The organism is Bradyrhizobium sp. NDS-1, assembly GCF_032918005.1.
GTDB classification, from domain to species: Bacteria; Pseudomonadota; Alphaproteobacteria; order Rhizobiales; family Xanthobacteraceae; genus Bradyrhizobium; species Bradyrhizobium tunisiense.
Genome location: NZ_CP136628.1, coordinates 4,158,618 through 4,178,325, shown reverse-complemented (window position 1 = coordinate 4,178,325; position 19,708 = coordinate 4,158,618). Strand labels below are relative to the sequence as shown.

19 protein-coding genes and 1 tRNA gene are annotated in these 19,708 nt (G+C 64.6%); 9 read left to right on the top strand and 11 right to left on the bottom strand.

Features of this window, described 5'->3' with window-relative positions; genetic code table 11:
• Positions 1-44 precede the first annotated feature (44 nt).
• Entirely contained in the window at positions 45-5,249 is a 5,205-nt protein-coding gene (locus tag RX330_RS19765) for an alpha-2-macroglobulin family protein (RefSeq protein WP_317239486.1), read from the bottom strand.
• Positions 5,246-5,491 (bottom strand): hypothetical protein, encoded by a 246-nt coding sequence (locus RX330_RS19760; protein ID WP_212085141.1) that lies wholly within the window; start codon positions 5,489-5,491, stop codon positions 5,246-5,248. The genes RX330_RS19765 and RX330_RS19760 overlap by 4 nt, the downstream gene beginning before the upstream one ends.
• A 162-nt stretch (positions 5,492-5,653) precedes the next feature.
• On the opposite strand from RX330_RS19760, the gene RX330_RS19755 reads away from it, so the two are divergent.
• A tRNA-Arg gene (locus RX330_RS19755) sits at positions 5,654-5,730 on the top strand.
• A 140-nt stretch (positions 5,731-5,870) separates the two neighbouring features.
• On the top strand, positions 5,871-6,098 hold the full coding sequence (locus RX330_RS19750) for a hypothetical protein (RefSeq protein WP_249153260.1): 228 nt from the start codon (positions 5,871-5,873) through the stop codon (positions 6,096-6,098).
• 35 nt (positions 6,099-6,133) lie between these two features.
• Here RX330_RS19750 and RX330_RS19745 read toward each other — a convergent pair whose 3' ends face one another.
• Entirely contained in the window at positions 6,134-7,420 is a 1,287-nt protein-coding gene (locus RX330_RS19745) for a hypothetical protein (protein WP_317239485.1), read from the bottom strand.
• Positions 7,421-7,538: 118 nt separating this feature from the next.
• Here RX330_RS19745 and RX330_RS19740 point away from each other — a divergent pair, with 118 nt between their 5' ends.
• Positions 7,539-7,766, top strand: a complete 228-nt coding sequence (locus RX330_RS19740; RefSeq protein ID WP_212085133.1) for a DUF2171 domain-containing protein — start codon at positions 7,539-7,541, stop codon at positions 7,764-7,766.
• A gap of 127 nt (positions 7,767-7,893) precedes the next feature.
• On the opposite strand, the gene RX330_RS19735 is transcribed toward RX330_RS19740, so the two are convergent.
• Positions 7,894-8,196, bottom strand: a complete 303-nt coding sequence (locus RX330_RS19735; RefSeq protein WP_375847773.1) for a hypothetical protein — start codon at positions 8,194-8,196, stop codon at positions 7,894-7,896.
• A 199-nt stretch (positions 8,197-8,395) separates the two neighbouring features.
• Here RX330_RS19735 and RX330_RS19730 point away from each other — a divergent pair, with 199 nt between their 5' ends.
• The gene (locus RX330_RS19730; RefSeq protein ID WP_317239484.1) at positions 8,396-9,109 is read left to right on the top strand and encodes a hypothetical protein; all 714 of its coding nucleotides are present in this window, start codon (positions 8,396-8,398) and stop codon (positions 9,107-9,109) included.
• 8 nt (positions 9,110-9,117) lie between these two features.
• Here RX330_RS19730 and RX330_RS19725 read toward each other — a convergent pair whose 3' ends face one another.
• Entirely contained in the window at positions 9,118-9,963 is an 846-nt protein-coding gene (locus tag RX330_RS19725) for a tetratricopeptide repeat protein (RefSeq protein WP_212085131.1), read from the bottom strand.
• Between the two features lie 117 nt (positions 9,964-10,080).
• On the bottom strand, positions 10,081-11,760 hold the full coding sequence (locus tag RX330_RS19720) for an autotransporter outer membrane beta-barrel domain-containing protein (protein ID WP_317239483.1): 1,680 nt from the start codon (positions 11,758-11,760) through the stop codon (positions 10,081-10,083).
• Between the two features lie 787 nt (positions 11,761-12,547).
• Here RX330_RS19720 and RX330_RS19715 point away from each other — a divergent pair.
• On the top strand, positions 12,548-12,706 hold the full coding sequence (locus RX330_RS19715; protein WP_317239482.1) for a hypothetical protein: 159 nt from the start codon (positions 12,548-12,550) through the stop codon (positions 12,704-12,706).
• 292 nt (positions 12,707-12,998) lie between these two features.
• Here RX330_RS19715 and RX330_RS19710 read toward each other — a convergent pair whose 3' ends face one another.
• The 3 genes from RX330_RS19710 to RX330_RS19700 all read right to left on the bottom strand — a co-directional run bounded on the left by RX330_RS19710 (position 12,999) and on the right by RX330_RS19700 (position 14,513).
• Positions 12,999-13,793: a hypothetical protein gene (locus tag RX330_RS19710; RefSeq protein ID WP_317239481.1), complete on the bottom strand. Its 795-nt coding sequence runs from the start codon at positions 13,791-13,793 to the stop codon at positions 12,999-13,001.
• Positions 13,794-13,967: 174 nt separating this feature from the next.
• A complete protein-coding gene (locus RX330_RS19705) occupies positions 13,968-14,186 on the bottom strand; it encodes a hypothetical protein (protein ID WP_212085122.1) in 219 nt (72 codons plus the stop codon).
• A gap of 90 nt (positions 14,187-14,276) precedes the next feature.
• Entirely contained in the window at positions 14,277-14,513 is a 237-nt protein-coding gene (locus tag RX330_RS19700) for a hypothetical protein (protein WP_212085120.1), read from the bottom strand.
• A 267-nt stretch (positions 14,514-14,780) separates the two neighbouring features.
• On the opposite strand from RX330_RS19700, the gene RX330_RS19695 reads away from it, so the two are divergent.
• Positions 14,781-15,128, top strand: coding sequence for a DUF6481 family protein (locus tag RX330_RS19695; protein WP_317239480.1), 348 nt, complete (start codon positions 14,781-14,783; stop codon positions 15,126-15,128).
• Between the two features lie 116 nt (positions 15,129-15,244).
• Here the strand turns inward: RX330_RS19695 and RX330_RS19690 are convergent, their stop codons facing one another.
• On the bottom strand, positions 15,245-15,490 hold the full coding sequence (locus tag RX330_RS19690; protein WP_028176436.1) for a pentapeptide MXKDX repeat protein: 246 nt from the start codon (positions 15,488-15,490) through the stop codon (positions 15,245-15,247).
• Between the two features lie 344 nt (positions 15,491-15,834).
• Here RX330_RS19690 and dctP point away from each other — a divergent pair, with 344 nt between their 5' ends.
• From dctP to RX330_RS19675, 3 genes are read left to right on the top strand one after another with little or no spacing between them, the layout of a single operon-like run.
• Positions 15,835-16,857: a TRAP transporter substrate-binding protein DctP gene (gene dctP, locus RX330_RS19685; protein ID WP_212085114.1), complete on the top strand. Its 1,023-nt coding sequence runs from the start codon at positions 15,835-15,837 to the stop codon at positions 16,855-16,857.
• Positions 16,854-17,408, top strand: coding sequence for a TRAP transporter small permease (locus tag RX330_RS19680; RefSeq protein WP_212085106.1), 555 nt, complete (start codon positions 16,854-16,856; stop codon positions 17,406-17,408). The genes dctP and RX330_RS19680 overlap by 4 nt, the downstream gene beginning before the upstream one ends.
• The gene (locus tag RX330_RS19675) at positions 17,405-18,763 is read left to right on the top strand and encodes a TRAP transporter large permease (RefSeq protein WP_317239479.1); all 1,359 of its coding nucleotides are present in this window, start codon (positions 17,405-17,407) and stop codon (positions 18,761-18,763) included. Before RX330_RS19680 ends, RX330_RS19675 begins: the two co-directional genes overlap by 4 nt.
• Positions 18,764-18,881: 118 nt before the next feature.
• On the opposite strand, the gene RX330_RS19670 is transcribed toward RX330_RS19675, so the two are convergent.
• A complete protein-coding gene (locus RX330_RS19670; protein WP_317239478.1) occupies positions 18,882-19,565 on the bottom strand; it encodes a GntR family transcriptional regulator in 684 nt (227 codons plus the stop codon).
• Positions 19,566-19,708: the final 143 nt, after the last annotated feature.

Sequence of the window (19,708 nt, the reverse complement as noted above, 5' to 3'; positions counted from 1 at the left end):
GGCATGACGACTGTGTAGGCGGCATCACCTCGCTCATCCCACCCTCACTTCGCGGCCCGCACCTCGACATTGCCGGTGCCGGTGCGGCCATAGCGCGAGGGGTTGTACATGTCCTCGACATAGGCCTGCGGCAGCACGTATTTGCCCGGCGAGACCGCGCGCACGATATAGGCGACGGTGAAGACGGATTTGGAATCCGAGGCGCGATCGACCGCCGCGGTGAAGCGGTCGTCGCGGAACTCGGTATCTTCCGGCTCTTCGCCGTCCTCGATCCAGTCCAGCGTGCCGCTGTCGCCGGACGAAACCAGCCTCGGATTGTCGATCTCGAGGCCTGCAGGCAGATAGTCGGACACCATGATGTGGCCGTATTCGGGCTTGGCCTCGGTGATCTTCAGCACCACGGCGAAGCGCTGGTTCTGCTTGACCTTGCTGATGTCGGCGGGCTTGCCGTCGAGCGTGAAGTAATTGCGCTCGATCTTGAAGCCGTTCGACGCCGCCGGCTCCGGCGTCACCGGCGAGCCCGACACCGAGACCACCGCCTGCACCGGCGCATCGCCGGTGTTGGTGATCTTCAGCGGCTTGCCTTCCACCGTCGCGGACTTGTAGCTGCGATAGAGCGCGGTCTTGACCGGCTGGCCGTCCACCTCCATGGACAGGTTCTCCTTGGCTAGCGCACGCGCGGCCAGCACCAGCCACGCATTCTCCTGCGTGGAGGTGTAGGGCGTCAGCCCGCGCGCGGTCTCGACCCGCGAGACCGCCTGCGTCAGCGTCGCCTTCGGCGCATTGCCTTCGCTGGCAAGCGACACCAAAGCCGCGGCATCGCGAAGCTGCGAGCCGTAGTCGGTACGGCCGAACTCCAGCGCGGGCTTCGGCGCGAGGCTGTCGAGCGCAGCGCTGTACACACGCTCAGCGCGGTTGCGATCGCCGACCAGCGCCAGCGCCGCCGCAAGCTGCGACTTCGCGATCGGCGTTGCGAGGTTGGCGAGCTTGGTGTCGGCGAGATAGCGGAGATCGCCAATGGGGGCCGCACCATTGCGCGCGAGCACGTAGAGGCCGTAGGCGAGCTCGCGCCCACCGTCCTTCTCCGGCTCGTCGGCATTGACGACGGAGTTGCGGATGCGGTCGAGCGCGTTCTTGAACAGCACGTCAGGCACCGCGAAGCCCTTCTCGCGGGCGCGGGTCAGGAAGTCCGTCACATAGGCGTCCAGCCATTCATCGTCGCCGCCGGCCGACCACAGCCCGAACGAGCCGTTTGAACCTTGGCGTGCCAGGAGCCGCTCGATCGCGTCGCGGATGCGCTGGTCGACCTCGGTGTCCATGGCGAGGTGCGCGCCGGCTGCGAGGTCATTGACATACAGCAGCGGCATGGCACGGCTCGTGATCTGCTCCGAGCAGCCATAGGGGTAACGGTCGAGCGCCTTGAGGATCGTCGCGGCGTCGAGCGCCGTCGACAGGCTCGCCGAGACCGAGACGCTGCCGGTGCCCGGGACGAGGTCGGAGAACATGTCCGAGGTCAGCGTCAGGCTCTCGCCCTTCGCCAGGGTCCGGATCGAACGCCGCGCCAGCACTTGGGTCGCCGCCTTGACGTCGAGCGCATAGTGGCGCGCCAGAGCCAGGCCGTTCGGGCCCTTGATGTCGACGTCGAGCGTCGCCTGCCCCGCGGCCGTCGCATCGATCGCGAGCGCGAACGAGTTGCGCTGCTTGGCGGCGAGCTTGACCGTGGTGGCGGGATTGCCCGTCATCTTCACCGGGCCGCCGGTCTTCACGTTGATGACGTAGTCGCCGGCCTGGCCCTCGACATTGTCGATCTCGAGATTGACCGTGCCGCGGTCGCCATTGAGCAGGAAGCGCGGCAGCGTCGTGGTCAGCACCACGGGGTCGCGGATCACCACATCCGTGTTGGCACGGCCGAGCTTGCTCGCCGTCCACGCCACCGCCATCACGCGCGCCGTGCCGGCGAACTCCGGAATGTCGAAGCTCACTTCGGCGGTACCGTCAGCGGCGACGGTCACGATGCCCGAATAGAGCGCGAGCGGCTTTTGCGCGGGTGGAGAGCCCTGCAATTCGCCCGCACCGGCATCGCCGCCGGACTTGATCTGGCCGCGCGTGCCGGACATGCCGTCGATCAGTTGCCCATAGAGATCGCGGATCTCGGCACTCAGGCGGCGCTGGCCGAGATAGTAATCGTCCGGAGCCGGCGGCTTGTAATTGGTGAGGTTGAGAATACCGACATCGACGGCGGCGATCACGACCTTGGCGTCCTCGCCCGGATTGAGCCCGTCGAGCTTGACCGGAATCTTCAACGTCGCATTCGGCCGGATCAGCGCAGGTGGCGTCAGCTTCACCTGCAACGTGCGGGCCTGCTTGTCGATGCCGAACCATTTCAGGCCGATCGCCCGGCCCGGCATGCGCTGGGCAGCGGCATCGAGCGGACGGCGCAGCGTCGCCACGACGTAGGCACCGGTGCCCCAATCCTTGCCGACCGGAAGCTTCACCTGGGCGGTGCCCTCCTTGACGTCGATGGTCTGCGTCGTCAGCAGGCGGTCGCCGAGCACGTTGATGGTCAGCTTGCCGGCACTGCGGACATTGACCGACACCGTCATGGTGTCGCCGGAGGAATATTGCGGCTTGTCGATCGAGGTCTCCAGGAGGTCCGGCGTGTCGGCGCTGCCGTCGGAATACCAGCCGACGTCGAACTGCACCGAAGTCACCGGGCCATCGGCTTCGTTCGACTTCACGTCGAGCCGGTAGCGGCCGGGCTGGGGGCTGAGCGAAAGCCGCGTCGGCTTGTCGGCGGCAACGGTCACGTCACCGTCAGCGACGCGCGAGGTCGATTTGACCGGCTCGTATTCCCAGTAATTGTTCTGGCGATACCATTGGTAGCGCGACTCCATCTTCAGGAGCTCGTAGCGCAGGCCGTCGCGGCGCAGCCTCTCGCCCTCCGGCGAGACGAACACGATGTCGAACTCGGCCTTGTCGCCCTCGGCGACGTTCTTCTCGCCGAACAGCGGCTTGACGCCGATCTGCGCCGCGGTGGGCGCGACCGGCAGCACGATCTTGCGCTCGACGGCGCGGCCACCGGTCTCGACCATGCGGACGAAGATCTGCGCCTCCTGCGGACGGGTCGAGGCAGGCTGCTTGTCCAGTGTCACCGGGAAGGTCGCAACGCCATTGGCGTCGGCCTCGGGCAGGTTCTCCAGCGGCGTGCGCTCGTTCGACGTGGTCTCCTCGTCGGCGACGCCGAACTGATAGCCGGCAAAGCCCGGGCGTTCGGCCGCGGGCGCGACCAGCATGTCGCCTTCGAGCTGAAGGCCGGAGGCCGGCGCGCCATAGAGGAAATGGCCGTCCGCCTTGAGCTCCACTGGAGCATTAGCCTTGATCAGCTTCTCCTTGGCGGACAAGTCGAATTCGATCCGATCGGGGACGTAATCCTCGACCATGAAGGTGGTCTCGCCGACCGAGGAGCCCTTGGGGTCGGTGAAGGCGCGCGCCCGCCAGGTTCCGGTCGGCACCGCCGAATTGAGCGTCACGGCCAGCGTACGGCCGCCGGCGCCCTGGTCGGACAGCACGGCGCGGCGGAATTCGACGCCGTCGGGGCGCTCGATCACCAGCGTCAGCGGCCCGCCGGCGACTGCATTGCCCTGCCCATCGCGCAGGAGCGCGGTGAGATAGACGGTCTCGCTGGACCGGTAGACGCCGCGCTCGGCATAAACGAAGGCGTCGGCGCCGGCAGGCACCGCGCGCCCCGAAACGCCGCGGTCGGACAGGTCGAAGGCGGAGGACTTCAGGCTGAGGAAGGCATAATCGGCCTTCTCGCCAGTCACGGTGAGCATCGCCGGCGACAGGCCGCCCTCGCCGCGCGCAAGGCCGGCCTCGAACAGTACGTGGCCGGACTCGTCGGTCTTGCGGGTGGCCAGGATCTCATTGTTGCGGGCAACCAGCCGCACCTCGGCCTTGCCGACCGGATCGGTCGAGGCCAGCGAGTTGACGAACACGTGGATGCCGTCATTGCCGGAATAGGCAGCGACCCCGAGATCGGAGACGATGAACCATTGCGTGGCGAGCTGGTACTCGTCGTCCGAGCCTGGGCCCTTGGCGGCGGCCGTCATCACGTAGACACCCGGCTGGAGCTCGCCGAGGGCCTGATCGACCGGGAATGCCGTGGTGACGTCCTGGTTCAGCGTCATCGCGGTCGCGAGCTCGCCGGACCAGACCTTGACGCCGCGCTCGTCGCCGAGATCGCTGAGCTGGTACTTGGACAGCGTCTTCTGGAAGTCGCTGTCGACCACCGTGTTGATCAGGTTGCGGTCACCGATCCGGAACACGTTGAGATTGACCGCGGGCGTGTTGACGCTGACCACGGGAATGCCGCGCTGGCCGGTCTTCGGCAGCACGTAGGCGCGGCTGGTGAAGCGCACGAAGGGCTTGCGGTCGCGCACATAGACATTGAACTCGGCCGATTTGGGCAGGCCTTCCTTCACCGTGGACGGCAGGCCGGCGCGCAGATTGATGTTGTAGCGCTCACCGTGCTTCAGCCCGTCAACGCAGAGCTGCTTGCCCTCGGCCGACAGCGCCGGCTTGTCCTGGCCCGCGAGCGCCAGGAACGGCGCAAAGTCGGTGCGTTTTGCCAGTTCCTCCGAGAACTGGAAGCAGGCGCGCGGGCTCGCCGAATCCGAGTCCACCGTGTAGTCGAGCAGCCGGAAGCCGTGCTCATTGCGCATCTTCTCATACTGGCCGCGGACGTCGGCGACTTCGCGCAGGTCGAGCGAGAGCCGCAGCGAATCCAGCGCCGGCCGCCAGAGTTTCCGTTCCGCCAGCGCCTTGCCGAGCACGGCAAGCGCGTCCGCCTCCTCGCCCGGGTTGCCGGCCCGCTGATAGGCAATGTAGGCGGCGGTCGAGGCGCGCTCCAATAGGAAGGTTTGCTCGCTCGAGCTTTTCGGCGATATCTGGAAGATGACCTTGGCGAGCCGCAGCCAGTTGCCGGTGTCTTCCGGCGTGGTCGCCGCGATCTGGCCGAGCACCGACAGCCCCGAGCGGTAATCATTGCGCCGGAAGGCGGCGTCGGCGTCCGTCTTCAGCGTCGCGCTGGTCTTGGCGACCGGCCCCGCTTCGCTCTTGATCTGCGCCTCCAGCTTGATCGCGGAATCGGCGAGATCGTCGCGCTTGAACGCCTTGTCGGCGGCCTGGGCGGCGCTAAGGCCGAGCGCCAGCGCGGCGCAGAGTGTGACGGCGCGAACAAGACCGATCATGATGGACTCCAGGAAATCGCGGACAGCCGCCCGCGGGCAGCATGAAATGCGCGGAAAGGTGACGGACTCAAGGCGATGGAACCAAAGCTGCAAATCGTCTCATTCGCCATGACAAGGCAAGCCCAGAGGAGACCGATCAAGATACCGTCGCGCACGCCGTCCAGATGGCGCAGCAATACCAGATCGATCGACCGGCGGCCGCATCCCGGAAGCTCCTCAGCGTTTCCGGCGATGTGATCCATCGTCCAGTCCGCTGCCGCTCAACCCGGCACCCTGACACGCCACCGTTCCGCTTTGTCGCGGCATTAAGGAAAACGGTTCGGTTCAGGCTTGGCGAAAGACGATATTTTTCATATTGGCATGCTAGATGAACAGCCAGCCCCCAAAACGGGGCGGCCCAAGACGGTCCCGTAGCTCAACTGGATAGAGTAGCGGATTTCTACTCCGCGGGTTGCAGGTTCGAGTCCTGCCGGGATCGCCATCTCATCGCCAATCGTCCGCTCTTCACGAACGCGTGGGTAACCATACCCAGGCCTTTGAACGACGCCGATCAGCCCTATCTATGCGCCGGGTGAGATGCGCCCGGCAGGTTTTTTGATGCAGCAATCCGAATTGACGAGAATGGCGATCGCATCTGTGGTGGCGATCGGTGCGATGACGTATCTGGCAATCGACGCAGGTGTGGTGAATACCAGTGTGGTCACCAAGCCCATCAAGGTGGCCCAGGCCTCGATCGTCGGCGTTGCGATGGGCCAGCATCACCTCGCCTTCGCCGTTCAGGAATGGGCACGTCCCAGCCGTGCCAACACCGAAAAGCCGACCCTGGAGCATTGCCTGGCGGTCGATTGAGATTGAGGCGCCCTCCTCGCCCTATCGCCAAACATTCAAGCTTCTCCACCCGCCCAGTGATGGGCCTGCCACCACCGCGCAACCGACGCGGTGAGATCGTCCCACAGCTCCGTCGGCAAATCCGGGACCGTCACCCGGACGCTGTACTGATCCGTGGTCGCATCGTGAAACCATTCCGTCGCGGCGAAGTCGAATCCGAAGCTGCCGGCGTGGCGGATCGGGAAGCCTTTGGCGCGAAGCTCGTTGCTCATCTCCTCGGCAGCCTGCCGCGCGCCGGCCTCGTCGAGCGGGCGCTTGCCCCGAAGGGTGACGTAGAGACCGTGGGTGAAATAGAGCTCGGTCGATTGCGCCGGGAGCTTCGGGGCAAGATATCGAGCCATCCTTCGGCTGTTGCGGAGGATCGCAGCGACGCGCCGCTTGGTGAGGGCCAAATAGGCGGCGCTGCCCACGAAGGGCGGGAAATGCGCCGGCAACGCCGCACCGCCGAGCAGTCGCACCGCGTTGCGGGTTTCGGACGCAAGACCACTCCAGTCAGGGCGTCCTGCCCGCTGCCGGGCCCCATTCCCGTGCACGAAAACGGCCGAGCCGAGCCGGCCGTATTCCGCTCCGAGCGAATCGAGCTTGTTGTGGCTGCGCACCAGCACCAGTGGAATTCCGTATCGCTGGGCCCATTTCAGGACCCGCCGGATCCGGCCCGAACGGCCGGCGAAGCACGTCGTATCGAAAACCAGGAGATCGAGACCGGAGCCGTCGCTTCGGAGCACGGCCTCGAAAGCGCCGGCGAAGGAACAGGAATCCAGCAAGAGAATTCGCGGCGAATTCCCCGAAGCGAGCGCGTCGACCAGCGGCAGCTTCAAGGCCACGAGCCGCAAATGAGGAACGAAGCCCCGGATCAGCTCCAGCGTCTCGCCGTAGGAGCCGGGAAGCACCAGGATGTCGGCCTTCTCGACGATGTGCGCGGAGGCCAGCAGCACGGCGGAGATCGCGGCCATGCCCGAGGCCGTATAGATCGCCGTGATCGTGCAGCCGCAGTCAAATTCGTAGAATGAAGGACCGCGCACCGTCAGATCAGCCCGCTGGTAGTCGTAACTAAACGCGAAGGGCCCGCTGACGCGATCGGCCGTATGCGACCAGGCCGTCTCCGTCGCCTTCCAGTCGTGCAGCTCCTGCTCCGCCCTCAGCGCCGCGGTGATCTGGAATTTGGACCTGACGATATCGTCGACGGAACGCGGACACGCCAAATCGAGCCGGTTTCTCAGGCACTCGTTCAACAGCCTGAGTTCCTCCTGCTTTCGCTCCAGATAGGCTCCAATCGTCTCCATGTGCGTCTTGGCAGATCCGATCGAACGTTCAACGTGCGGAAAGGACCTTGGGTCCAACGCCAATCTGCTGCAACGAACTTCGGTCTTGGCCGTTGAGACCCACGCAAGGAGGACAAACATGGCTGACATCAGAGAGCACATGAAAATCATCGGCAAGGACGGCGCACATGTCGGCACCGTCGACCGCATCGAGGGCAACCGGATCAAGCTGACGCGCAAGGACAGCCCGGAAGGTCACAAGGACCATCATCACTACATCGACACGAAATATGTCGGTGCCGTCGAAGGCGATGTCGTCAAGCTTTCAGTGAATGCCGACGCCGTACCGAAGACGGAAGCCGCCTGAGACTTAAAGCCCCTTCGGGGGCTTTTCGTTTGTTCACGATCCGACTCCGCTTCGTTCGCGAGGCACGAATCGCGATCGTCAAATGAGGCGCTGAGCGTTCGTTAACGACTGGTTGCGTCCAGCTCGATCATGCGCTCACAAGCACGGGCCGCAGCCGATAAGCATCGATCGCAGCGTTCGACAGCAGCAGTCTGCGCCGCTCTCCGCGCAGCATCATGCGATCGATTCTGTTCAGGATGAATCGCGCCGCCTCGCTGTGCTCACCTGTGAGCAGGCCGGATCGATCGAGATATCTCCAGGCGATCTCGAAGGACTGTGCGCGCAATTCGGTGTCGGTCATCACCGACCAACGTCGACGGGGAACGGATGTTCCTGCTCTGACGCCGTGGCAACCGATACCACAAAATGTGTCGGCGGGCTGGAACGACATCACTGTCGACACGTTGGATGCAGCGAAACAGAGTGGTGCCGACTTTCCAGCCCCAGTCGGCTTTGAAGGGCCCCGTGCTTGTCCCCCGAGCACGGGGCTTTTCTCATGGGCGCGCCGTCCCATGGCCTCGTCAGACGCAATCGGACGCGTTAGGACATTTGGAGCAATAAGCTCCAGCGGCAAATCCCAGGTGGCCGTGATGTCCAATCCCGACGACGACACGACCCTGACGTTCCGCTGCCCCGCGGAGCTGGACGGCTTGATCCCGCCGCCGGTGCCGGCGGCCCAGGGATTGCCCGACTGGCTACGGACGATGCCGGCAGAGGCCTTCAACGCGATCGGGCAGCAGCCGACACCGACGGTGAAGCGCTGTCCGCCGTTCGTCGATGCCATGACGTCGGGCTTCCTGATCCCGCTGGTGTGCGACGTCTGGGTGCAGAACGGTGAATTCACCTGGGACTTCGATCTGCCACCGGGGGGCGAGGTCTCGTTCACGCGCTCGCCGATCGGATTCCACGATTCCAGCCAGGTCACGGGCACGCCCTTGTTCGAGCCCGGCCGTTTCTTGCTCAAGTTCAACAATCTCTGGACCATCGAGGCACCGGACGGCTACGCGCTCTATTTTACCCATCCGGTCAACCGCTTCGACCTTCCCTTCACCACGCTGACGGGCCTGGTGGATTGCGACCGCTACCACGACAACTGGATTCAGTTTCCGGCGCACTGGCACGACATGAGTTTCAACGGCGTGCTGCCACGCGGCACACCGGTGGCGCAGTGCATTCCGGTGAAGCGCGAGAAATGGACGTTGCGCACGACGACGCTCGACAAGGAAGAAACGCAGCGGGCGCACGATCTGACGACGGCGATCAGCCGCGAGCAGGGAGTTTATCGCAGGCAGTACCGCGCGTAACGGCGCGCTCAGCTCTTCTCGCCACGAAGGAAGGCTTGGGCTCTGTCCATACTCAGGAAGAAGCGGCCGTGGGAGGCGGCCGCGAGCGAGAACATGGCAAGGCCTGCAAGCTGCGGGGCCGCACGAACTGCGGTACGGATTGTCATCTCGCCCCCGGCGCGTTCGTTCATTTCCAGCAGGCATGTGCCAAGGTTTTTTCGCGTCATCGCGTCGTCCGGCCGCAACGCGAGCGCACGGCGATAAAAATCCGCCGCCGCGGCGTAATCGCCATCGAGCTGCGCGATCTGCGCCACCGCAGCCCAGACCTCTGGCCTGTGAGGGGCAGCCTCCGTGGCCCGCGAGAGCAAGGCACGCGCAATTGAGCGCTCGTTTCGCTTGACGTGCAGGAATGCGAGCTCCACCTGCATCTGGACGGCGCCGGGCAGCAGCGCCGCGCCCTCCTCCAGCAGCCCGATCGCGTCTCCGTACTGGCCGCGATGTCCCAGTTGACTCGCCAATTCGAGAAAGGCCGGCATGAAGGGCGGCCGCCGCGCGACGGTTCGGCGCAACTGCCCGAGCGCTTCCTCGTGTCGCCCCGCGGCCGCAAGCGATGCGGCGAGCAGGGTTTCGATCGCGGCATCGTCGCCGCGCCGCGCCACCCGCTCCAGGATCGGGATCGCGTCGGCCGCGCGTCCCTGCGTCATCAGGGCGCGAGCCAGAACCGTCGCTGCAGCCGAGTTGGCGCGGTTGGCCTTCAATACGCCCGCGGCAAGCCGCTCGGCCTCGTCGGGACGTCCGATCTGCAGGGCGTGGATGGCGCTTTGGAGCGACTGATCGACAGTGCCACTAGGGCCCGAGGCTGGTGGCTTGGGCATCAGACGCTGCGAAGACTACGCATCATGACGGTGTTCGCCTCGCGGCCGTCCGACCTCGCGCATTGCGGATCTTGAACGACGCCCGCCGGCCTATTCGAGCCGGGAGCTGATCGTGTCCTACCAGGTGTATCGAATGCGGCCCGTGCCCGAATAAGTCTGCGATCGGTCGCCGAATTCGCCATCGAACTTCATCAGGAACGAGATGCCGTTCGACGTGCGCCATTCGGCGCCGCCCGTGGTCAGCGCCAAATCGCGCGCCGGCGCCGTGCCGAACACCGTGAACGGCGCGCCGCCGAGGCCGCCGAGCCCGACGAAGCCCAACGTGCCCGCGGGATTGCTGATCTCGTCATGAGCGTAGGCGATCTTGCCGAACAGATTGAGCTGGCCGCCATTGTCGATCGGCAAGATCCTATCGGTGCGCAGACCGACTTCGCCGCGATACGCCGTTGCGGTGCGGCCCGCGACCGCGAGCGCCAGTGCACCCGCGCCAGCGCCCAGGGTCTGGGTTTCGGCGATGTCGCCGGTTCGGTAGGCCTGTCCCTGGATCGCGCCATAGGGCGTCCAGTTCACGTTCCAGTACTGCCCCACCCTGTAACCGCCTTCGATACGGCCACCCCAGCCTTGAGCGTTGTAGTCGGCCTTGAACTGGTCGACGCCCACGAACGTGGAACGGGTCGTCCCCACCCAGTAATTAGTGTAGGTCGCAGCCGCCGAGATGTAGCCCGGTCCGATGCCGTACTTGCCGTAGACACCGGCCATGAACGTGTCACTGGTGCCACCGCCTGCGCCACCAGCGCCACCAACCGCCGGCGAAACCGACCAGTTGATGTTGCCGCCGGCAAGCGAGAAACCGATCAGCGAGTCCGCGGTGAAGCGGTAGTCCGCACCGGCAGCGACGCCGCCTACGCGCGTATAGATGTCGGACGTGCCGGCAGCCGCGATGCCACCCGTGGTGTTCGCGCCGCCAAACGCTGCGCCCCAGACATCCCAACGCGGGACATAAGCGACCTGCGGCGGCGGCGCCTTCATGTAGGCGCCGAAGGCCGAACGTACCGCGGGCGGCACCGGCTTCTCGCCGGCGTAGTTCATCGCGCCCGTCGTCGTGACCTTGTTGGTCGCGAACGGATCGGTCAGCAGCGAGAGATAGGAGTTGCCGAGCTGGAACGCGCCGGTCTGGGCCTGGGCGATGTTCTCACCGGTATTGCCGGCCGACAGGAAGGCCTGCATGGCAAGATCTTGGCCGATGTTGGACCAGCCGGCGCTGCTCAACTGCGCGAAGTTCGTGCCGTTGTTCTGAAACACGAACTGGCCATTGGGAATCGCCGTGTTGGCTACCGAACCCCACCGGTAGCTGCCGTTCGCCTGCCCCGTGACGGTCGAGGTGGTCAGGAACAGCACGTATTGCTGACCTGGAGAGAGCACCACGCTGCCCGTGTTGATCGACACCGTCTGGAACGACGCACCGCTCGGAGCGGTGAAGATGCCGGAACTGAACAGCGCCGAACCCGTGATGCGCTGGGTGCCTGGATCAAAGGCGTAGACGAAGGCCTGATATTGCGGTGCCGTGCCGCTGGTCTGGTATAGCTGGAAGGTGAAGCCTGACAACCGCGACTGGGCGCCCGTCGGCGTGAAGGTCTGGCCGTAGGTCGCGGTGTTCGGCACGCCCCAGCTCGAGATGAACTGGGTGCCGTCCCATTGCGACATCGTGTCGATGTTTTGCGCCTGAGCAGACGTTCCCAGAGCAAGAAGGGCTGCGCTACCGAGCCATAGGGCCTTGCGAGTCACAAAGGACTTCATGTCCACCCCCAATTATAATTTTCGAGAAAACAAATGAACGGCAGTCAATATCGAGTCGCCAAGCAATACGTCGAACGGAGGAGGACAAGCAATAACGGACGGGGCTCCCATTCACGATTGGAAACAAGCGTGGCCAAAAGACAACATTGGAATACCTTGGATGATGCTTTGTGACGCCCTGGAATCTATGCTTTTTTTCCTAGCAACCGGCTTTGATCACCATGGTTCGGCGTACTTGTCACGCGAAGCCGATCGCAAGTGACTCGCCTTGGGTCTCCCGTCCTGGTTGTACGTTGAAATGAAGGATATGGCGAAAGACGACGCGCCATCGGGGTCGAAGGCTAAAGGCTTCGGCTGGCAGTCGTCGGCTGAACGCGACTAGTCCGCCCGCTCGTCGCGCCGGTCGCGGGCGAGTTCATGCCAAGCCAGGGCAAGCTGGATCAAGCGTTGCCGGTCGGCACCTTCCGATGCCGCAGCCCGCTTCATCGCCGCCTCGGCTTCATGCTGTGGGTCGTACTTGGTACACATGAGGTCGACTCTAGCCGGCCATCTGGACAAGCGCGTGGCAATTTCGTCCGTATGATTGCGGGGTGGCGTTCCGGACTAGCGGGCTGGGCGAGCGCCGGACGCTCGCCTCGCCGCAATGCATGCGCTGATCGCGAAGCCATGAAGATGGGCGTCGTTCGGGCGATCTGTGAATGGCGTCACAGTCCTGGCGCCACATCTCGGTTAAATAAGCCCTCGACGCTTTCATAAGGCGCGCGAGGCATCGATGGTGTTTTCCGTCATGACACGAGAAGCAGCCTCAGCCAACGTCCCGAGGCGACGACACAGGAGCGACCTGGCGGGCGTCGGCTATCTCGGGATCATCGGGATCGTGATGCTGGCCTGGATCGCCGGCCTGGTCTGGGGCGCGATGGCGTTCTTCAACTGGCTCGTGTCTTGACGCGAGGGGCGATCCGTCCCTTGCAAGGCTCGCCGCCGGAATCGTGCGCTAGAATAGGCAGTGCAGCACCTGCCCAAGCTTGATCCCGCCGCAAACGATCATGGCCCAAAGCGCCAAGCTGATCTGGATCGCATCCAGCATGTCCCACGTCCCCGCGACTTATCCCGACGTTTTTGTTTTGAGACTTGCGTGAGGCGGCAATGAGCGCCAGCGCCAATTTAGAAGAACCGCTGCCGAGCAAGAAAGAGGCGGGCCGGGGCCCGCCTCTCCGCTTCAATCCGGTTTGGAAACCTCAGTAGCAGGCGCGGGGATCGGCCTGCACATATTGGCCGCTCGGGTAGCGGTAATAGCAGGTGCCCTGCGCCCAGTAGTAACCGGGCTGGGATGCAGCGGTTGCGCCGGCGATGGCGCCGGTTGCGCCGCCGAGAACCGCGCCGGCGGCAGCCCCTGTCGCGTTGCCCGAGATCAGTCCGCCGAGCACGCCGCCGACGATGGCGCCGCCAAGAGCGCTCGCGCCCGGATCAGCCGGCGGAGGCGGAGGTGGCGGCGCATAGGCGACCGGAGGTGGCGGCGGAGCGTAGGCCACCGGCACGTCGTCATAGTACTCCTCCGAGATGTAGGCGGGCGGGCCCGCCATTCGCTGCGGATAATAATACCAGACACCGCCAACGTCCCACCACCAGCCGGAGCGGCCGTTGTGGACCGCGTGGCGCCAACGCCCACCATCCCAGGCGCGGCTGCCACGATAGGTGTGTCCGCCCCAGTCGCGCGTCGGCGCGGGACCGCGGGCGACATAACGGCCGGGCGGCGGGCCGCCGGCGCCGTGCGGACCCGGGGCGCCGCGCGGACCGTGACCCGCATGGGGCTGGCCACCGGGCTGCGGCGCGGGTCGCGCCGCCGGCTGCTGCTGCGTGGGGCCCATGCGCAAATTCTGATCGTTCGGGGGCGGCGCCCCTGCGGCCGGGCCGGCCGGAGGCTGGCCGGGGCCCCTTGGCGGCCTCGCGTCCTGGGCTTGCGCCGACGTCGCGAGCAGCGACATGGCCGAAACCAAGGGAATGATGATCTTCATGCGGCTGGACGCACTCATGCGTGCTTGACCCCCTGCTCTCTCGAATGCCGTGGTGCCTGGCGCGATAGCCGATTCGCCTCGCGCCGGGCTTGATGCCGGCTGACATAGCTGACCTGCTTTGGTCGGCGAAGTCCCGTTACAAATGATTAAGATCAGGGCATTTTTTCGCCCGAGATCCAAACTGGACAGCGTCTAGCGGGCCGGCTCGATCACGTTGCAGTTGCTGCGACCCGACATCAGGCAGTCCTGCATCTTGCTGGCCGCCGTGAGGTCCCGAGCGAGCCACCAGCCGACAGCGAGGATCAAGATCGCGATAATCAAGCCGGCGATCGCGCCGCGGCGGTTATCGCCGGAGGGAGGCTTCAGCTGGGATTTCGGCTTCTCGCCCGGTTCGGGCTGGGATGTGGACATGGCTACCAGATCGCGCGCGCAAGTCGGCTTATCACCTCTGCGGCGTCCCGTCACATCTCCGGTCAGCCAGCCCGGTCCAGTGTCCCCGGTTCAGCCTCGGGTCGCCCGGTCGGCATGCTTACGTGAGGTTTCGACCGCCGGAATCGCCTGCTGGACACGCGGAGCGCAGGTCGTGAGCACGAACGCGGTCTGGGTGCATTCCCAGTCGGCTCCCAGGACGGCGCTCTCGACCGGCTGCGGACGACCGAGCAACAGCATGGCACCGGCCACGGCTACCAGGACGAAGGCAATTGCGAGCGCCTTCAGGCTTAGTCTAGAGATCGGCATGCCCGTACTCCGTATCGGGGGGCGGACGCTAGGCGTCAGCCTCGTGGTCCCTTATGAGGGACATCACAATTCGGCAGTTTTTCCGGGCTACGAGAGATCGTCGGGAGGTGGGCGATTTTTCGTTGACCTGATCGGCTGCGATTATGGGGTGGCTTCGCGACGCGCGCCGATGTACACGCTTCTGCGTCGCGTGGCGCCCGCTATGCCCAGCCGACGTACCAACACGCAGTGATTTAGGATCGAAAGCGAGGAAGACAAGGCTCGTCGATGAGTGGATTCAGGGAACCAGGTTTCGCAGACCGGCAAAAAGCGGCGCAAGACGCACGCAAGAACCTTTTGAACAAGTTCAAGTCCCAACCGGGGCCCGATGATCCCACGGTTGCGGCGAAGCGTGCCGAACGCGAGGCCCTCGCGGCGAAGCGCGCCGAGGCAAAGGCCTCGCGCGAGGCTGAAAGGGCCGAACAGAAGCGTATCGCGGAAGAAGCCGCAGCCGCGGAAGCCCTACGGCTTGCGCGTGAAGCCGAGGAAGCGGCCGCTAAGGCGGCTGAGCTCGAGGCCGAGCAGAAGGCCAAGCGCGACGCCCGCTACGCCGCCCGCAAGGCCAAGCGCAAGTAACGATCATAATTCACGTTCAATTGAATTGAACTGATAATTGCCTCCGGGGCGGTCCACGACCGCCCCAGGACGTTTGAGTGCGCGTCTGCGTATCGCAAACGCTGCAGCGCCGGGGATCAGTTCTTCTTCATCATCCCGTCGTCTTTCTTCATCCCGTCCTTCGACATGTGGTCCTTCTTCATGCCGTCGTCCTTGGACATGGTGTCCTTCTTCATCATGCCGTCCTTGGACATCGTATCTTTCTTCATCATCCCGTCATCCTTGCCCATCTTGTCCTGAGCAAAAGCGGCCGGCGCAAACGCGAGGCCAAGCGAGAGAGCGGCAGCCGAGAGGCCGAGCACGATACGGGTGCGAATGGTCATGGATCATCTTCCCTTTGAGGTGGTGTTGGTCAGCGACGGAGGCCGCTACTCAACTTCGACGGATGGACGGCCCGCCTTGTTACGCCGCCGCCGACAAATTTTGGCGATCCCGCTGCGGTCCGTCATTCGGATGAGCGAGGGCCTGTCATGGGATCGGAATTATGGGGATCGGAAGTGTGCAGCGCAGCACAACCGGCACTTGCCGCGGCATTCGATCTCGAACTATCAGATGAGGGATCATCAGGTGAGAGACCGGCTAGGATGGGCCCACGCGCCGGTCTCGAAAACCCGGACCAATCTCGCCAAACAAGAACCGTTCAAAAACCGCCCAAGGGGATCATGCCATGCTCACGCGCCGCCATTTGCTCGCGACCGCAGTCGCCGCACCCGCCATTCTCCGCTTCGGCACCGGTACGGCGCAGGCCGCGACCACACTGAAGATCTCGCACCAGTTTCCGGGCGGCACCATCGACAAGGGCGATTTCCGCGACCGGCTCTGCCGCATGTTCGCCGCCGAAGTCAGCAAGCGCAGCAATGGCGACATCGCCGCCGAGATCTACCCGAACTCCTCGCTCATCAAGACCAACGCGCAGTTCTCCGCGATGCGCAAGGGCGCGCTCGACATCAGCCTCTATCCGATGCCCTATGCCGGCGGCGAAGTGCCGGAAACCAATATCGGACTGATGCCGGGCCTCGTCACCACTTACGACCAGGGCCTGCGCTGGAAGAAGGAGCCCGTCGGCAAGGCGCTGACCGACTTCCTCGCCGACAAGGGCATCATTCTGCTCACCTGGGTCTGGCAGGCCGGCGGCGTTGCCAGCCGCTCCAAGCCGATCGTCGCGCCGGAAGATGCCAAGGGCCTCAAGGTGCGCGGCGGCTCGCGCGAGATGGACATGGTGCTGCAGACGGCGGGCGCCTCGGTGCTGTCGGTGCCCTCGAACGAAATCTACGCGGCGATGCAGACCGGTGCGTGCGATGCCGGCATCACCTCCTCGACCAGCCTGATCTCGTTCCGCCTTGAAGAAGTCGCGAAATCGCTGACGTCAGGGGCCGGCGCTTCCTACTGGTTCATGCTCGAGCCGCTGATGATGTCCAAGGCGATCTTCGACAAGCTGCCGAAGAACCAGCAGGACATCCTGCTCACGGTGGGTACCGAGCTCGAAGCCTTCGGCCGCAAGGGCGCGCAGGACGACGATATCGAGGTCGCCAAGGTCTATGAGAAGGCCGGCGCCAAGGTCTCGGCGCTGGATGCGGCGACGGTCGGCAAGTGGCGCGACATCGCTCGCGACACCGCGTGGAAGGACTACAGCGGCAAGACCGCGACCTCGGCGAACCTGCTCAAGCTCGCAATCGACGTTGCCGCATGAGCCACGGTCCGCTTCCGGATCGTGACGATCAGGCGAACGCTGCCGCAAGGACCGGCCTTGCGGCGGCGATCGATCGCGGTCTCGCCGTCCTCCACAGCATCATCGTCGTGTTCGCCGCGATCGCGCTGGTCGCGGCCTGTGCCATCCTGAGCTACAGCGTGCTCAGCCGCGCTCTCTACAAGGCGGCCAATTACTGGCAGGACGAAGCCGCCGTGTTCCTGCTGGTCGGCGCAACCTTCATGACGGCGGCCTATGTGCAGCAGAACCGCGGCCATATCGGCATCGAGGCGTTTGTCGGGCTGCTCTCGCCGTTCGCGAACAGCGTCCGGCTCTGGCTGGTCGACGCCGCCACGTTCCTGTTCTGCACCTTCTTCGCCTGGAAATCCTGGACACTGGCCCATGAAGCCTATGTCGACGGCCAGGTCTCCAACTCGATGTGGTCGCCGCCGCTCGCCATTCCCTATTCGCTGATGGCATTCGGCATGAGCCTGCTCTGCATCCAGATCCTCGTGCAGCTTGCGCTGCCCTTCACCGGAGCCAAGCGTCCATGAGCGTGTTCGGTATCGGCGTTGCCTATGCGATCGTGACGCTGCTCGTGATGTTTTCGGGCATGCCGATTGCATTTGCGCTAGGCGCGGTCGCAGTCGTGTTCATGGCCATCTACATGCCTGCCGCGTCGCTCGATACGGTGACGCAGAACGTCTATGAGGAAATGGCCTCGATCACGCTGCTGTCGATCCCGCTGTTCATCCTGAAGGGCGCCGCGATCGGCAAGTCCCGCGCCGGCCAGGATCTCTATTTGGCGCTCCATGCCTGGCTACACCGCGTGCCCGGCGGTCTCGGCGTTGCCAACGTGTTCGCCTGCGCACTGTTCGCGGCGATGGCGGGGTCTTCGCCCGCCACCTGCTCGGCGATCGGCTCGGCCGGCATCCCCGAGATGCGCAAGCGCGGCTATTCCGGGGGCTTCGCCGCCGGAATCATCGCAGCGGGTGGCACGCTCGGCATTCTGCTGCCGCCCTCGATCACCATGATCCTTTTCGCCGTCGCCGCCGAGAAGTCGCTGGGGCGGCTGTTCCTTGCCGGCATCGGTCCCGGCCTGCTGCTGGTCTTTCTGTTCGGCGCCTATGCCGTGGTCCGCTTCCGCCAGGAATATGCAGCGGCCGAAGCGATCTACAAGAAAGGCGGACCGGAGGCCGCGATCCTCGCCCGCGACGAGTACACGTTGGCCGAACGCTTCAGCGTGCTGCCGCGCGTGATCCCCTTCGTGCTACTGCTGACGGGCGTCATGATCGCCCTCTATGGCGGCTACGCCACGCCGTCGGAAACCGCCGGCCTCGGCGGGCTGCTGGCGCTGGCGCTGATCGCGGCGATCTACAGCGTGTGGCGGCCGAGCGACCTCGCCCCGATCATGAAATCGACGATCCGGGAATCGACCATGCTGATGATGATCATCGGCATGTCGCTGCTCTACTCCTACGTGATGAGCTATCTGCACATCTCGCAATCGGTCGCCGAATCCATCGTCGCGATGCACCTGCCGCGCTGGGAGCTGCTGTTCGCGATCCTCGTCATGGTCGTCGTGCTCGGCTTCTTCCTGCCGCCGGTTTCGATCATCCTGATGACGGCGCCGATCATCCTGCCGCCGCTCCGCGCCGCCAATTTCGACATCATCTGGTTCGGCGTGGTCATGACCATCGTGATGGAGATGGGCCTGATCCATCCGCCGGTCGGCCTCAACATCTTCGTCATCCGCAACGTCGCGCCGGACATTCCCTTGCGCGAGGTGATCTGGGGCACCCTGCCCTTCGTGCTGCTGATGATGCTCGCGGTGCTGCTGCTGTGCTTCTTTCCGGCGATTTCGACCGGGTTGCCGGACCTGGTGATGGGGCCTGACGGGAGCAGGTAGAGGCCATCACCGCTGCCGTAGGGTGGGCAAAGGCGCGCAGCGCCGTGCCCACGATCTCTTTGTTGTCAGCGAAAGGTGGTGGGCGCGCTCCGCTTTGCCCAACCTGAGAGTGCGGTGATTATGGCGCGTTCTTCCGCCGCGATGTCGGCGCGTTCGCCACCACCTGCAACAGATCCTTGCGCACCGCCTCGATGTGCCGCTCCAGGAAGCGGGAAGCCTCCTCCACCTTCTGTGCGCGGCAGAGCGCGATCAGATGGGCGTGCTCCTTTTCCGCTGTCCCCATCGCTTTGGTGTTGGAGAGCTGCAGACGCGTGTAGCGGTCGCTGGTCTGGAGCAGCGACAGCACGATTGCGCGGGTGCGCGGCTGCGGGGCGTGCACGTAGAGCGCCATGTGAAAGTCGGCGTTGAGCTGCCCCCATTCACTGACATTGCGCGCCTTGATCGCCTTCTCGAAGCTCTTGTGAATGTCGTCGAGCCCTTCGAAATCCGCTGTCGTGAACCGCGGCGCCGACTGCGCCAGCAATCGCGGCTCCAGAATACGGCGCAGGTCGAAGACATCGTTGATTTCGTCCAGCGACAGCTCCGAGACGATGGCGCCCTTCTGCGGAACGATGCGCACCAGGCCTTCGGCCTCGAGCTGAAACAGCGCTTCGCGAACGGGAATCCGGCTGACGCCGTAGGCCTCACCAAGCGCATCCTGGCGCAGTTGCGATCCGGCCGGATAGGTACCGTCGAGGATCGCCTGGCGAAGCTGATCGACAATCGCGGCCGACAGCGTGCGATGCTTTAGAGGCTGCTTCATCTGACCTTCTGTTGTCCTTCCCGACTCGTTCGGCCGACGCGGTCCCTGTCTTGCATGTCGAGATGCTCCGCAAAAGCCGGGCGCCAGAAACGAGGTGCCCAGCAAAAGCGCGCGCTGCCGCCGAATTGATCGTAATCTCCGTT